The sequence below is a fragment of the Pseudomonas sp. MWU13-2105 genome (genome assembly GCF_023242315.1).
Taxonomy (GTDB): Bacteria; Pseudomonadota; Gammaproteobacteria; order Pseudomonadales; family Pseudomonadaceae; genus Aquipseudomonas.
Map to the genome: position 1 here is coordinate 83,259 of NZ_JALLIY010000008.1, position 13,583 is coordinate 96,841.

The following is a 13,583-nucleotide window of genomic DNA, read 5'->3' on the forward strand; positions in this document are numbered from 1 at the left end:
GAGGCGGGTTCGGGGTCAGTCCTGTGCCGGTCGTTCGAAGCGCTTGTTCTGCAGCAAGCGCAGGAAGGTCTCGGCTTCAACCGCCTTGCTGAAGTAATAACCCTGGCCTTCCTCGCAGTTGTGCGCCTTGAGAAAGCTCAATTGATCGCGGGTCTCCACGCCTTCGGCGACGATGTTCAGATTCAGGCTCTTGCCCAGGCTGATGATCGCGCTGACCAGCGCGGCATCGTTGCTGTCACCATTGAGATCACGCACGAACGACTGGTCGATCTTCAGTACATCGATGGGAAACCGTTGCAGGTAGCTGAGGCTCGAATAACCGGTGCCGAAGTCATCGATGGCCAGGCGGATGCCCAAGGCCTTGATGGCTTTCAGGGTGTCAATGGTGTGGTCGACATTCTGCATCAACACGCTTTCGGTGATTTCCAGCTCCAGCCGGGTCGGCTCCATGCCGGTTTCTTCCAGCACCTGACGGATGCCTTCGAGGAAGTCGCGCTGGCGGAAGTCCATTGCCGAGATGTTGAGCGACAGGATCAGCGGTTCGCCGATCTGATCCTGCCAGGCCCGGCCTTGCAGGCAGACCTGGCGCAACACCCAATGGCTCAACCGAATGATCAGCCCGCTGTCTTCGGCGACCGGGATGAAGTCGGTGGGGTAGAGCAGGCCGCGTTCGGGATGCTGCCAGCGGATCAGCGCTTCGGCCCCGACCACCGTGCCGGTCCTGAGGTCCAGCTTGGGCTGGTAGTGCAGCACGAACTCGTCACGCTCCAGGGCCAGGCGTATACCGGACTCGATGGATTGCTGCTCGCGGGCCCGCAGGTTCAGGTCCTCAATGAAAAATCCGAAGCTGTTGGCGCCCTGTTCCTTGACGTTGCGCATGGCGGCTTCGGCTTTCTTGATCAGGACCAGCGGATCCTCGCCGTCGTCGGGGTAAAGGCTGATACCCAGGCTCGCGGTGACCCGCAGGTCATGCCCGGCGGTCTCATGGGGGGTATTGACGGCGGCGAGGATTTTCTCGGCGGTGCCACGGGTCTGTTGCGGATGGCTGAATTCGGGCAGGACCACAACGAATTCGTCGGAGCGGTAACGAAACACCGAATCCGATTGACGCAAGGCCGCGACCAGGCAGTCGGCCACATGCTTGAGCATTTCATCGCCCGCTGGATAACCCAGGGCATTGTTGATGCGCTTGAAGCGATCCAGGCCGATGAACATCACCGCGACCTGTTCGTCGTGACGTTTGGCCAGGGCGATGGCCTGGCCCAGGCGGTCGCCGAGCAGGGTACTGTTGGGCAGTTCGGTGAGCACATCGAATTGCAGCAGCCGGGACACCTGCAACAGTTCCTGGACGCGCTCCTCGATGGTCCGTTCCAGACTGGCCATCCGCGAGGCGATATCCCGCGCCAGTTGCCACTTCCAGGTCAGGGCGCTGGCCATCTGGCGAATTTCCAGGGCGTCGAAGGGTTTTTTCAGGATCAGCATCTGGTCGCCGAAGGCGATGCGTTCGTCCATGGACTCCCAGGAGTAATCCGAGTAGGCGGTACACAGGGCGATTTGCAGCTCCGGGTCGACCGCCCACAGTTGTTCGATGGTTTCCAGGCCATCCCAGCCCGGTGGCATGCGCATGTCGAGAAAGGCCATGGCATAGGGGTTTTCGGTGGCCAAGGCCAACTTCACCAGCTCCAGCGCCTCTTGGCCCTGGTAAGCCGAGTCGATCTCGAAGCTCAGGCGCTGTGGACGGGTGGTGCCGAACAGCAGGTGCTCGGTGGAGTCCAGGCTCAGTTCGTCCTCCTGTTCAGGGCCGAGGATCTTGCGAAAGTCCTGATGAATCGAAGCGGTGTCGTCGATGATCAGGATGCGCCGATTGGCGGCGCCGGCGGCACTCTTCATAGGCGGTTCTCTGGTGTGGGGGTTGGGCGTGGGGCGATATGCCCGGCGTGCAGCAGTTCGCTGGCGTGATGGCTGTCGACCGCCTTGCTGAAGTAATAGCCCTGGGCGGCCATCGGCGAGCCGGTGGCCATCAACGAATGGCGTTGCTCCTGGGTTTCCACGCCTTCGGCGATGATGCCGATGCCCACTTCCCGGGCAAAGTTGATGATCGCCCGCAGGGTCGTGGCGCTTTCCACGTCCTGGGTCGCGTGGTCGATCAGCGACTGGGCCAGCTTCAGGTGGTTGACGCGGTAGGTCTTGAGGTAGTCGAAGGACGAGTAGTCGGTACCGAAATCGTCAATGGCGATCTTCACCCCGAGTTCGCGCAGCCTGGGCAGTACGTCGTTCTGGGTCCATTTGGTCTGGGCCAGGGTCGCTTCGGTGACGTCGAACTGCAGGTCCGCGGGCGACAGTCCCCATTTGCCGGTGGTCTCGAGCACCTCACGTATCAGTTCACTGCCACTTTTGAGCTGGGCCAGCGACAGGTTGATGGCGATCACCGGCGGGGCCATGCCGTCTTTACGCCATTGATGCATCTGCCGGCAGGCCTGCTCCAGCACCCAGCGCCCGAGGGCGACGATGGTGCCGGTCTTTTCCGCGGCGGGGATGAACATGTCGGCACCGAGCATGCCGCGTTCGGGGTGGTTCCAGCGCACCAGGGCCTCCATGCCGAGGATCTTGCCGCTGCCCAGGTCGACTTCCGGCAGGTAATACAGTTCCAGTTCGTTCTGTTCGATGGCCTTTTTCAAGTCCTGGGTAATGGCGACCCGGTCGATGACTTCCTGGTTGATCTCCTCGGAATGGAAGTGGTACTGGTTGCGCCCGCTGTCCTTGGAGCGATACAGCGCCATGTCGGCCTGGACCAGCATGCTGTCGGCGCTTTCGCTGTCGGCGGCATAGGTGCTGATGCCGATGCTGGATGAAATCCGTACTTCGTTACCGTCCAGTTGGTAAGGCTCCACCAGCGCTTTAAGGATCTTGTTTGCCAGGGCGCCGGATTGCGTCGGGTCGAGCATTTCCGTCTGCAGCACGGCGAATTCGTCGCCGCCCAGGCGCGCCACCACATCGTTTTCCCGGGTGCAGTCCAGGAGGCGTCGGGAGACCTCTTGCAGCAGCAGGTCGCCCACCGGGTGCCCGAGTGTGTCGTTGATGCGCTTGAAGTGATCCAGGTCCAGGTAGAACACCGCGAACGGTGAGGCCCCACGCCGGGCGGCGGCGAAGCTCTGGTGCAGGCGCTCGATCAGGGTCGAGCGGTTGGCCAGTCCGGTGAGCCCGTCGGTGCGCGCGAGCAGGGCGATTTTCTCTTCGGCGAGCTTGTGTTCGGTGATGTCGATGATGATGCCTTCGACTTCCAGCAGGCGTCCTTCCGGGTCGCGGACCGGTACGTAGCGATTTTCCACCCAGCGCCACTGGCCATCACCGGTGCGCAGGCGAAACTCGATCGAGGCGCCTTCGGCATCCTTGTCCAGGACCTTGGCCATGGCTGCGTCGACCTTGGCCTGGTCGTCGGCGTGGATCAGCTCCGCGCCCCAGTCGGGCGAGGCCAGCAGGTCCTCGGCCACGTGTCCGAACTTGGTGATGTTGTGGGAGATGTACATCAGCGGGAACGACGGCTCGCCGCGCAGGCGATAGAGCAGGGTCGGGCTGTTCTGCACGATGATGTTGGCGTCGGACAACTCGCGGGTGCGCTCCTCGACGGCCTGTTCGAGCTGGTCCATCTTCAGTGCGGCGTCTTCAGTCATCTGCCATTTGACGGTCAGGGCGCTGGCCAGTTGGCGGATTTCGATGGCATCGAAGGGTTTCTTCAGGATCAGCAGGCGGTCACCCATCTCGACCCGCTCGTTCATTTCCTCGAGGGAGTAGTCGGAAAAGGCGGTGCACAGGGCGACTTGCAGCTTGGGGTCGACCTGCCAGAGCCGTTCGAGGGTTTGCAGGCCGTCCCAGCCCGGCGGCATGCGCATGTCGATAAAGGCCATGGCGTAGGGCCGGCCTTGCCCCAGGGCCTGTTCGACCTTGGCCAGGCCTTCCTGGCCCTGGAACGCGGAGTCGAGGTCGAACGACTCTGACCGAGGCTTGATGGTGTCGCCGAACAAGGCCTGTTCGGCGCTTTGCAAGTCGTCTTCAAGGTCTTCGGGGCAGAGGATCTTGCAGAAATCGGTGTGGATCGACGGTGTGTCGTCGATAATCAGGATACGGCGGTTGGTGCGAGCGGCCGGGTTGCTCATGAGAAAGCTCCGGTCATACTGGCAGCAAGATGTACCGAGCTCATGCGGAGTTCCTTTCCTGATAACCGCGCTTGCTGTGGCGCGCTAGATTGCTTGCAGCATAGATCGGCTTGCGCTGATTTGCAGATAAACATAATGCCATTTGATGGTCGAACATCTACCCTTAGCGGAAAAGACAGGGACCGTCGGCTATTCCAAGGTTCCTGGGTCCAAGCCTGACGCAGACATGAGGTGCTCCATGGATGAATCCACAGTTGATGTCGTGATCAAACCCCGTGTCCTGCTGGTCGACGATGAAGAGTCGATTCTCAACAGCCTGCGCCGCTTGTTGCGCAGCCAGGGTTATGAGCTGTTCCTGGCCGACAGTGGCGCTCGCGCCCTGGAGATCATGGCCGAGCAGCCCATCGACCTGGTGATCAGTGATGCGCGTATGCCGAACATGGACGGTGCCAGCCTGCTGGCGCGGATTCATGAGCTGTATCCGGCCTGCCTGCGGATCCTGCTGACCGGTTACGCCGACCTGGACATGATCGCCAAGGCGATCAACGAAGGGCGGATCTACCGTTACCTGAGCAAACCCTGGAATGATGAAGAGCTGTTGATGACCATCACCCAGGGCCTGGCCTTCCAGCATTCGGAACGTGAGCGCCAGCGCCTGCAGTTGTTGGTCCGCGAGCAGAACCGGCAGTTGCAGTCGCTCAACTCGACCCTGGAAAAGCGCGTGATCGCGCGCACCAGCGAAGTCCAGCAGACCGCCGACATGCTTGACCTGGCCTACGAGGAGCTCAAGCGCAGCTACGCGGTCACGGCCGAAGTGTTCTCGCGGATGGTCGAGTGGCGCCTGCCCAAGGACAAGCAGACCAACCGGGCGATCATCGATCTGGTCAAGGTCTACTGCAAGGCCCATGTCATGAACGAGGCCGCCAGTCGCGACCTGGCCATGGCCGCGGCCCTGCACAACATCGGCAAGATGAGCTGGACCGACAGCATGATGGGCGCGCCGGCCGACTTGCTGCACCACACCGATCGCGAGCGCTATCGGGGTTATCCGAAGCAGAGCGAGTCGCTGTTGATGACGCTGGAGCCGATGCAGGATGCGGCCCGGCTGATCCTGCATCACCAGGAACGCTGGGATGGCACGGGCTTTCCCGACCACCTCAGGGGCGAGGCGATTCCCCTCGGGTCGCGGGTGTTGAAGCTGGCGGTGGACTTTATCGAGTTGCAGCGCGGGCTGATTCTCGAGCGGCAGATGAACAGCGACGAGGCGCTGATCTTTATTCGCAAGTACGCCGGCAAACTCTACGATCCGGGCCTGGTCGAGGACTTCGTCAAGGTTTGCGCCGACTACCTGAGCGATGTGACCCTGGGCGATCCTTCGGTCAAGGTCCTGAGCACCCGCGAGCTGGTGGCCGGGATGATCCTGGCGCGCAACCTCAATGCCGACAACGGCATGCTCCTGCTCAACGCCGGCAAGCTGCTCAGCGCGGCGCTGGTGGAGAAGCTGCTTGCCTTCGAGTCCATGGAAGGGGCCAGGTACAGTGTGTTCGTCAAGATTCCGGAAGAAGTCCAGGCGTTGCTGGAGCAGGCCGAGTAGCCCGGAGTTTCCGCGGCTTTCGCATGATTGCACGGCCTGCGTCGCCCATGTGATCCTGCGGCCTTTTCCCTAGGCTGCGGTGACCCCCATGACTTGCAAAACCATCCGAATTGCCGCTGCGCTGCTGATCGGCCCCGACCACCGTACCCTGTTGGTGCGCAAGCGTGGTACCGAGGCCTTTATGCAGCCGGGTGGCAAGATCGAAGCCCATGAGCAACCGGTGCAGGCCCTGGCCCGTGAACTGGAAGAGGAACTCGGGTTGCGCATCGATACGGCTGCCGCCACCTACCTTGGCCAGTTCGCGGCACCGGCGGCCAACGAACCGGGTTACCAGGTGGTCGCCGAGCTGTTCCGGGTGGATAGCGGCTCGGTGCTGGAGCCCGCCGCCGAGATCGAGGAGGTGGCCTGGATCGATCCGGCCGGCGATGGTGGTCTGTTGCTCGCGCCTTTGACGCGGGACCTGATCCTGCCGTTTCATCGTGCTTCGCTCGTCAGCGCCGGCTGATACCCGCCGAACAGATGAGGCCTGACGGCTGTCAGCGCACCGCGCTGACCCCATCGAGCGTCGAGAACGAGGTGTCCTTGGCCGTCAGCAGGAAGTCACGCATGTACGGTGCATCGAGCATGTCGGTGCGCACCGCCGCATACAGCGTGGCGAACAGGCCTTTCTCGCCCAGCCGCTTGGCCTTGACGTAGCCTCGCGAGCTGTATTCGTGCAGCGCCCAGTGCGGCATGCCGCAGACGCCGCGACCGCTGGCTACCAGTTGCATCATCATCACGGTCAGTTCGGAGGTGCGCACCTGTGCCGGCTCGATGTCCGCCGGTTCGAGGAAACGGGTGAAAATATCCAGGCGGTCGCGCTCCACCGGGTAGGTGATCAGGGTTTCCTTGAGCAAGTCCTCGGGCACGATATAGGGCTTGTTGGCCAGCGTATGCTGGTTGGCTACCGCGAGCATGGCTTCGTAGGTGAACAGCGGCACATAGGTGATGCCCGCCAGCTCCAGCGGGTCGGAGGTCACTACCAGATCAAGGTCGCCACGGGCCAGGGCCGGCAGCGGAGCGAAGGAAAAGCCCGAGGCCAGGTCCAGTTCGACTTCCGGCCAGGCATCGCGGAACTGGTCGATGGTCGGCATCAGCCATTGGAAGCAACTGTGGCATTCGATCGCCATGTGCAGGCGACCGGCGGTGCCGCCGGCCAGGCGCGCGATGTCCCGCTCCGCCGCGCGCAGCAGCGGCAGGCTGGCGTCCGCCAGTTGCAGCAGGCGCAACCCGGCGCTGGTAAAACGCACCGGCTTGGTCTTGCGCACGAACAAGGGCATGCCCAGGCGCTCCTCCAGTTCCTTGAACTGGTGGGACAGGGCCGACTGGGTCAGGTGCAGGCGTTCGGCGGCTTCTACCAGGCTGTCGGCCTCGCGCAGCGCGTGAAGGGTTTTCAAGTGACGGATTTCCAGCACCTGGGACTCCATGAGTAGATTTTGTGAGTGGCGGGCAGGCTATGAGTTTGTCTCATGTTGCCTTGGCTGTCGACAGGAGCGCTCCCACAGGGATCGTGTGGACCGGTGCTATTCGGCAATCTTCATCAAACTGTCACGGAACTGTGGCAGCGCCATTGAACAAATAACATCAAACTCGCGCCTCAATGGGGTTCTGCGTTTCGGTGTTTTCATGCGTGTAGTACTTTTCCTGGCCGCACTGCTGTTCGGCCTGCCGTCTTTTGCGGCTTCAAGATGTGATGTCAATGTTCCGACCCAGCGGGTCGAACTGGATAAGGTCAGCCTGGCCTACCAGAGTATCGGGCGTGCCTCGGACCCGGCCTTGCTGCTGGTCATGGGCCTGGGCGGGCAACTGATCCACTGGCCGGACGAGGTGGTGGTCGCGCTCTGCCAGCAGGGGTTCCGGGTGATTCGCTATGACAATCGCGATGTCGGCCTGTCCACCTGGCGGCAGGCACCGGCCAGCGCCAACCTGACCTTCGAAGTGCTGCGCTACAAGCTCGGCTTGCCGGTGGCGGCGCCTTATACCCTGACCGATATGGCCGGCGATGCCCTGGGCCTGATGGATGCGTTGCAGATCCAGCAGTTCCATGTGCTCGGTGCGAGCATGGGCGGCATGATCGCCCAGCACGTAGCGGCGATGGCGCCGGAACGGGTCGAGAGCCTGACCCTGGTGATGAGCAGTTCCGGTGCCGAGGGCTTGCCGGCGCCGAGTGCGGCACTGGTGCAGTTGCTCTCGCGGCGCAGCGCGCCGAACCGTGAGGTGGCGATCGAGCAGCAGGCCGATCTGCTGGCGGCCCTGGGCAGCCCGGAGGTGCGTGACGACCGCAACAAGCTGTTGCAGCAGGCGGCGGCCTCCTATGACCGTGCCTTCAATCCGGAAGGGGTGAAGCGCCAGATCATGGCGATTCTCGCCGAGCCGAGCCGGGTGCCGTTGCTCAATCAACTGCGGGTGCCGACCCTGGTGGTCCATGGCACGGCCGATCCGTTGTTGCCGGTGATGCACGGGGTGCACCTGGCGGCGCATATCCAGGGCAGTCGACTGGTGTTGGTGCCGGGGATGGCCCATCGTTTTCAGGAGGCGTTCAAGGCGCCGTTGCTGGCGGCGGTGCTGCCGTACCTGCGTCTGCATCAGGCGGATGTCAGTCGCTGGGCGCAGCTCTGAAATTCAGCGGATGATCTTGTCGACGTGGATCGCCAGCTTCTTCAGGCGATACCAGAAGCTGCGTTCGGAAATCCCGATCAACTGCGCCGCGGCCGCCTGCACGCCATTGCTTTCCTGCAGGGCCGCGAGGATATAAGCCTTCTCCACGTCCGCCAGGGCCGCGTCGAGGTCCTTCGGCAGGCCGGGGGCGACGCCGGGCAGTGGATTGGCGCTGCTCTGGGGCGGTGTCGACTCGAACAGGTAAGCCGGCAGGTCACTCTCTTCGATAACGTGCCCGGCCGCGACGATGGTCGCTCGCTCCACACAGTTCTGCAGTTCGCGGATATTCCCTGGCCACGGGTAGTTGAGCATCGCCTGCAAGGCTTGCGCGCTGAAACCGTCGATGCGCTTGCCAGCGGTAGCGCCCAGTATATGAGCGAAATGCCGAGCCAGCGGCGCGATGTCCTCGGCCCTTTCACGCAGAGGAGGCAGGTGGATCGGGAAGACATTCAGGCGGTAATACAGGTCTTCACGAAATTCCTTGTCGAAAACCGCTTGCAGCAGGTTCTTGTTGGTCGCGGCAATCACCCGCACGTCGACCTTGCGCTCGCGGGGATCGCCCACCGGCTCGATGACTCGCTCCTGCAGCGCACGCAGGATCTTGACCTGCAATACCAACGGCATGTCACCGATTTCATCGAGAAACAGGGTGCCTTTGTCAGCCTGCATGAAGCGTCCGACCCGGTCCGCGACAGCCCCGCTAAAGGCGCCCTTGCGATGGCCGAACATCTCGCTTTCCAGCAAGCCTTCGGGAATCGCCGCGCAGTTGACCGCGACAAACGGCATGTCGGCGCGGTTGCCGTGCTTGTGGATGGCCCGGGCGACCATTTCCTTGCCGGTACCGCTTTCGCCGGTCAGCAGGATCGTGGCGTTGCTTTCGCGCACCGAGTCCACGGCCTGCAGGACCCGGCGGAAGGTCGGGCTGTCGCCCACCAGGCTGTCGATCTGCTGGTGCTCGTCGAGTTCGGCGCGCAGGCGTGCGTTGTCCCGCAGGATGTCGCGAAATTGCAGGGCCTTGTTGACGGTGATGTCCAGCTCGTCGATGTCGAACGGCTTGGCGATATAGTCGAAGGCGCCGTTGCGCATCGATTGCACGGCATTCTTCACCGTGCTGTAGGCGGTCATGACGATGACCGGCAACTGCGGGAAACGCAGCTTGACCTCCGCCAGCAACTGCGGCCCGTCCATGCCGGGCATGCGCCAGTCGCTGATGACCAGGTCGATTTCTTCCTGCTCCAGCACGGCCAGGGCCTCCAGGCCGTTGCCGGCGGTGAAGACGCGGATATCGTTCTGGCTCAGTGCCGAGCTCAGCAGGTCGCAGAGCTTGGGCTCGTCATCGACCACCAGGACGTTATGCGTCATCTTCTTCTTCCTCATCCTCGTGATCCAGGTCACCGCCATGGGCCGGAATGTACAGGTTGAAGGTCGCGCCGGCATCTTTTTCGCTGATACATTCGATACGCCCGTCATGGTTTTCCATGATCGAATAGACCTTCGCCAGGCCCAGGCCGGTGCCCGAGGCCTTTGTGGTGACGAACGGCGTGAAAATGCGCTCGATCATGTCCGGCTCGATGCCCTGGCCGGTGTCGGTCACACTGATGATGGTATAGCGCGAGTCCTTGGCAATGCCAATGGTCAGGCGCCCACCCTTGGGCATGGCGTCGATGGCATTGAGGATCAGGTTCAGGCAGGCCTGTTTCAACTGCCGCGAGTCGGCATACAGGGTGGCACCGGGCGCCTGGTCGTCGATCTGCGCGTCGATATTATGGATCGCCAGTTCCGGCGCGCAGAAGCCGAGGATCTCCTCGGCCAGTTCGCGGGCCGGATAGAGTGAGCGAATCGGTGTGCTGGGCTTGGCGAAGTCGAGGAATTCGGTGATCAGGTCGTTGATCCGCGAGACCTCGCTGATCACGTATTCCAGGTGCCGCTTGTCGGTGTCCGGCAGGTTGGCCCGGCGGTGCAGCAACTGCGTGGCGGTCTTGATGATGCCCAGCGGGTTGCGGATTTCGTGGGCCAGGCCCATGGCGACTTCGCCCAGGGCGTGCAGGCGGTCGCGGCGGCGCAGTTGGGCTTCGAGGTGGTGCAGTTCGCCCAGGCGTTCGGTCATGTGGTTGAAGGTGTGGCTCAGTTCCGCCAGCTCGTCGCTGCCGGTCACCGGGATACGCTTGCTGTAGTCGCCGGAGATCACCGCGCTGACACCTTCGGCCAGGCCGCGCAGGGGCAGGGTCAGGCGCCGCGAGACCAGCCAGCCGACACTCAGTGACAGCACCGAACCGAGCATGAAGATCAGGATGAACAGGTTGCTCTGGTTGGCGAGGCCGACCAGGCTAGTGTGGCGCAGCAGGCCACTGAAAATTACTCCCTGCAGGTCGCCGGTGTCGTTGAAGATCGGCCAGTACAGACCGCTGTAGCGGTTGGTGAAGACCTCACTGGGCTGGCGGGTGTCGCGCAGGGTATCGGTGATGCTCTCGGGCACGTTGCTCGGGTGGTCTTCGAAACGCTGGGTGGAGAAGATTTCGGAAAAGCCCCGGGGGTTGGCCAGGTACAGACGCAGGTCCAGGGAGTGCACGTCGGCGGCACTGTTGAGGAAGCCGCTGTCCAGGTAGGTGGCGATGACCATCTGGTAGTCGACGCCGTCCTGGGTGGTGTCGAAGGTCGAGACCACCACGCCGGTGGTCACGCCGGAGATCTGAATGGTTTGCAGCACGGCGTTGGGTGCGGTGCTGATCTGCGAGACGATGTCGTCCGGCTGGGTGGTGAACACCACCTTGTGATCCTGGGTGCGCACCAGCGCCACCAGGTCGATGCCCATGGCGTCGGCGATGTCGGCGGTCAGCTTGTCATGCTTGGCCGCCCGGCGCGAGTTGGGCGGGCGGGTATAAAGCAGGAACAACTGCGCGACGCGGGCGTTGGAGCGCTTGATCTCGCTGATTTCATCCTTGACCACCTTGGTCGACTCTTGCAGCCAGATGCGCACGTTGCTGTCGAAAATCTGCGACAGGGTGGTGGCCGCCAGTTCCGCGGCAATCATGGTCGGCACCACGCTGACCAGCCAGAACGCCAGCAATAACTTGCGCTGCACGCTCCAGCGCGAGATCGAGAAGGGGCGTCGTTTTCGGCGGCGTTCCGGCGTGTTGGTCATCAGGTTTCGCTTATCGCAGCAGACATGGCAGGGTCGAATCGATCTGGGCGAACCAACAGTTTGACCCCTCTGAGGACATGGTTGATCAGCCAGTTGCGATGGTGGAAAAACATATTGTTGCCCTGGAAGCTGCACCCCAGGCGAATCTTGCTGGCGTAACCGGCCTGCCCGGATTCGTAGACCGGGATCCGGTGACGAATGCAGTACTCGACATTGGCCAGCCAGTTGCGGAAATAGAGATTGGGCTCGCGGCTTTGGTTCACCTCATGACCGAAAAACTTGTCGATCAGGCGTTCGCCGTCGAACAGCACCAGGTTGAACGCCACCAGCCGTTCGCCGGCCCAGTACAGGACACAGGCCGCGCGCTCGTCCATGTGTTCGAGTACCTTGGTGAAGTAACCCGCCGGCAGCCGTTCGAATTGCAGTTCGCTACGGGCCAGCGTCGCCTGGTACAGGTCCATGATCCGCGGCAGCACATCGTCGATGTTGTGACGCCATTCGATCCGTGGCCCCGGCGCCCGCAACTTGCGCCGCAGGTCCTTGCGGGTGGTCTTGTCCAGGGTGCCCAGGTAGGCGTCGATGGAGCCGAACGGGATCGGCAGCAGCGCGTTGGGCAGGCTGGACATGGCCTGGTAGCCGGCGGCCTTGCAGCTGCGGCGCCAATCGTGGTCGTCGCTGGGCGCGTCCTTGACGGCGATCAGGCGGATACCCAGTTGCCGGGCGTCGTCGTGGGCCAGGGCCAGCAGTTGTTCGAGCAAGGCCTGGCGCCGTGCCGGTGGCACATGGCTGGCGGTCCCGGCCGTGCAGCGCTCCGCCACCGGCGAACCGATGGCGTAGAGCGGAAATTCGAGCAATCCCGGCAGAAACCGATTGATCCAGCCGGTGATGCGTTTAACCAAACCCTGCACCGTGGTGTCGAGCTTGTAGGACGTCAGGAAGGCGGGGGCGACCGCCAGCAAACGACCGTCTTCGAACAGCGCCAGATAGCGCCATGCAAAGTCTTCGATGCCGGCTTTCTCCACCGCCAGGTAATACTCCCAATTCTCCAGGACACCGACAAAGCAATCGTTCCAGGCGTTACGGTCGATAGCCTCGATGGTCGAGAAGGCTTGGGCGCTGATCACGGGTCTTTCCTCAGGCCTGTTGCCGCTGTGCTTCAGGCTCGCTGGAGACGCCGCTCAGGCGCTCGACGTAGTCGGCGCTCAGCTCGATCACTTCCTTGTATTGCAGGTCGACGGTGATCATGTGATAGCAGTTGTCGAGCATGACCTTGGTTACCGGACCACCCAGGTGCCGCTCGACGTAGTCGGCGTTCCACGGGCTGGTGATGTCGTCCTCGATGGAGTGGATCACCAGGGCCGGGGTCTTGATCGACGGCATCCGGCGCATGACCACGGCGTTCATCCGGTGCAGCTCGCGCACGGTGATGCCTTCCATGGTCAACAGCCCGGCATCGCTGCTCTGGCCGGCTTTCATCTGGCGTTCGACGATGGCCCGCAGGCGTTCGTTCTTGATGCCATACGGCGGCTTTTCTTCGAAACGGCAGATGTGCACGCCGAACGGGATTTTCATCAGCAACGGCGTCAGGAACGCCAGCTTGTGAATGCTCCAGCCGTCGTAGCGCAGGGTCGTCGAATACATCAACAGCCCGGCGATCTGGCCCGGGTGCTCGGAGGCCAAGTACATGGACATCACCGCACCCATGGACAGGCCGCCGACGAAAACCTGTTCGTGGCGTTGTTTCACCGCCACGAATGTCTTGCGTACGCCTTCATACCAGTCCAGCCAGCCGGTGGCTTGCAGGTCTTCGTTACCGCCGCAGTGCCCGGCCAGGGTCGGCACGTAGACCGTGCAGTTGCCCTTCTTGGCCAGGCCCTGGGCCACCCGACGGAGTTCCGTCGGGGTGCCGGTCAGGCCGTGGATCAGCAGGATCCCGACCGGACCCGAGCCGAGTACGAAGCCAGCATCGCCTTCGCCCAGATCGATAGGTGTCATG

10 protein-coding genes are annotated in these 13,583 nt (G+C 62.6%); 3 read left to right on the forward strand and 7 right to left on the reverse strand.

The window, feature by feature from the left end; translation table 11 throughout:
• Nucleotides 1-15: 15 nt before the first annotated feature.
• The gene (locus M5B96_RS13350; RefSeq protein WP_248797146.1) at nucleotides 16-1,890 is read right to left on the reverse strand and encodes a putative bifunctional diguanylate cyclase/phosphodiesterase; all 1,875 of its coding nucleotides are present in this window, start codon (nucleotides 1,888-1,890) and stop codon (nucleotides 16-18) included.
• Complete coding sequence (locus tag M5B96_RS13355) at nucleotides 1,887-4,154, reverse strand: putative bifunctional diguanylate cyclase/phosphodiesterase (protein ID WP_248797147.1); 2,268 nt, start codon at nucleotides 4,152-4,154, stop codon at nucleotides 1,887-1,889. The genes M5B96_RS13350 and M5B96_RS13355 overlap by 4 nt, the downstream gene beginning before the upstream one ends.
• Nucleotides 4,155-4,392: 238 nt before the next feature.
• On the opposite strand from M5B96_RS13355, the gene M5B96_RS13360 reads away from it, so the two are divergent.
• Nucleotides 4,393-5,748: an HD domain-containing phosphohydrolase gene (locus tag M5B96_RS13360; protein ID WP_248797148.1), complete on the forward strand. Its 1,356-nt coding sequence runs from the start codon at nucleotides 4,393-4,395 to the stop codon at nucleotides 5,746-5,748.
• Between the two features lie 88 nt (nucleotides 5,749-5,836).
• A complete protein-coding gene (locus M5B96_RS13365) occupies nucleotides 5,837-6,253 on the forward strand; it encodes an NUDIX hydrolase (protein ID WP_248797149.1) in 417 nt (138 codons plus the stop codon).
• A gap of 31 nt (nucleotides 6,254-6,284) precedes the next feature.
• Here M5B96_RS13365 and metR read toward each other — a convergent pair whose 3' ends face one another.
• Nucleotides 6,285-7,202 (reverse strand): transcriptional regulator MetR, encoded by a 918-nt coding sequence (metR, locus tag M5B96_RS13370; protein ID WP_248797150.1) that lies wholly within the window; start codon nucleotides 7,200-7,202, stop codon nucleotides 6,285-6,287.
• A 211-nt stretch (nucleotides 7,203-7,413) separates the two neighbouring features.
• Here metR and M5B96_RS13375 point away from each other — a divergent pair, with 211 nt between their 5' ends.
• Nucleotides 7,414-8,406, forward strand: coding sequence for an alpha/beta fold hydrolase (locus M5B96_RS13375; RefSeq protein WP_248797151.1), 993 nt, complete (start codon nucleotides 7,414-7,416; stop codon nucleotides 8,404-8,406).
• Between the two features lie 3 nt (nucleotides 8,407-8,409).
• Here M5B96_RS13375 and M5B96_RS13380 read toward each other — a convergent pair whose 3' ends face one another.
• From M5B96_RS13380 to M5B96_RS13395, 4 genes are read right to left on the reverse strand one after another with little or no spacing between them, the layout of a single operon-like run.
• Complete coding sequence (locus M5B96_RS13380; protein WP_248797152.1) at nucleotides 8,410-9,807, reverse strand: sigma-54-dependent transcriptional regulator; 1,398 nt, start codon at nucleotides 9,805-9,807, stop codon at nucleotides 8,410-8,412.
• Nucleotides 9,797-11,587, reverse strand: a complete 1,791-nt coding sequence (locus M5B96_RS13385) for a sensor histidine kinase (protein ID WP_248797153.1) — start codon at nucleotides 11,585-11,587, stop codon at nucleotides 9,797-9,799. The genes M5B96_RS13380 and M5B96_RS13385 overlap by 11 nt, the downstream gene beginning before the upstream one ends.
• Nucleotides 11,587-12,711, reverse strand: a complete 1,125-nt coding sequence (locus M5B96_RS13390) for a GNAT family N-acetyltransferase (RefSeq protein WP_248797154.1) — start codon at nucleotides 12,709-12,711, stop codon at nucleotides 11,587-11,589. Before M5B96_RS13390 ends, M5B96_RS13385 begins: the two co-directional genes overlap by 1 nt.
• A gap of 10 nt (nucleotides 12,712-12,721) precedes the next feature.
• Entirely contained in the window at nucleotides 12,722-13,582 is an 861-nt protein-coding gene (locus tag M5B96_RS13395) for an alpha/beta fold hydrolase (protein ID WP_263859563.1), read from the reverse strand.
• Nucleotide 13,583: the final 1 nt, after the last annotated feature.

What these genes read in the sequence shown, in the direction of transcription:
- M5B96_RS13350 (WP_248797146.1), bottom strand. Translation starts at nt 1,890, where the DNA reads ATGAAGAGTGCCGCCGGCGCCGCCAATCGGCGCATCCTGATCATCGAC.
- M5B96_RS13355 (WP_248797147.1), bottom strand. Translation starts at nt 4,154, where the DNA reads ATGAGCAACCCGGCCGCTCGCACCAACCGCCGTATCCTGATTATCGAC.
- M5B96_RS13360 (WP_248797148.1), top strand. Translation starts at nt 4,393, where the DNA reads ATGGATGAATCCACAGTTGATGTCGTGATCAAACCCCGTGTCCTGCTG.
- M5B96_RS13365 (WP_248797149.1), top strand. Translation starts at nt 5,837, where the DNA reads ATGACTTGCAAAACCATCCGAATTGCCGCTGCGCTGCTGATCGGCCCC.
- M5B96_RS13375 (WP_248797151.1), top strand. Translation starts at nt 7,414, where the DNA reads ATGCGTGTAGTACTTTTCCTGGCCGCACTGCTGTTCGGCCTGCCGTCT.
- M5B96_RS13380 (WP_248797152.1), bottom strand. Translation starts at nt 9,807, where the DNA reads ATGACGCATAACGTCCTGGTGGTCGATGACGAGCCCAAGCTCTGCGAC.
- M5B96_RS13385 (WP_248797153.1), bottom strand. Translation starts at nt 11,587, where the DNA reads ATGACCAACACGCCGGAACGCCGCCGAAAACGACGCCCCTTCTCGATC.
- M5B96_RS13395 (WP_263859563.1), bottom strand. Translation starts at nt 13,582, where the DNA reads ATGACACCTATCGATCTGGGCGAAGGCGATGCTGGCTTCGTACTCGGC.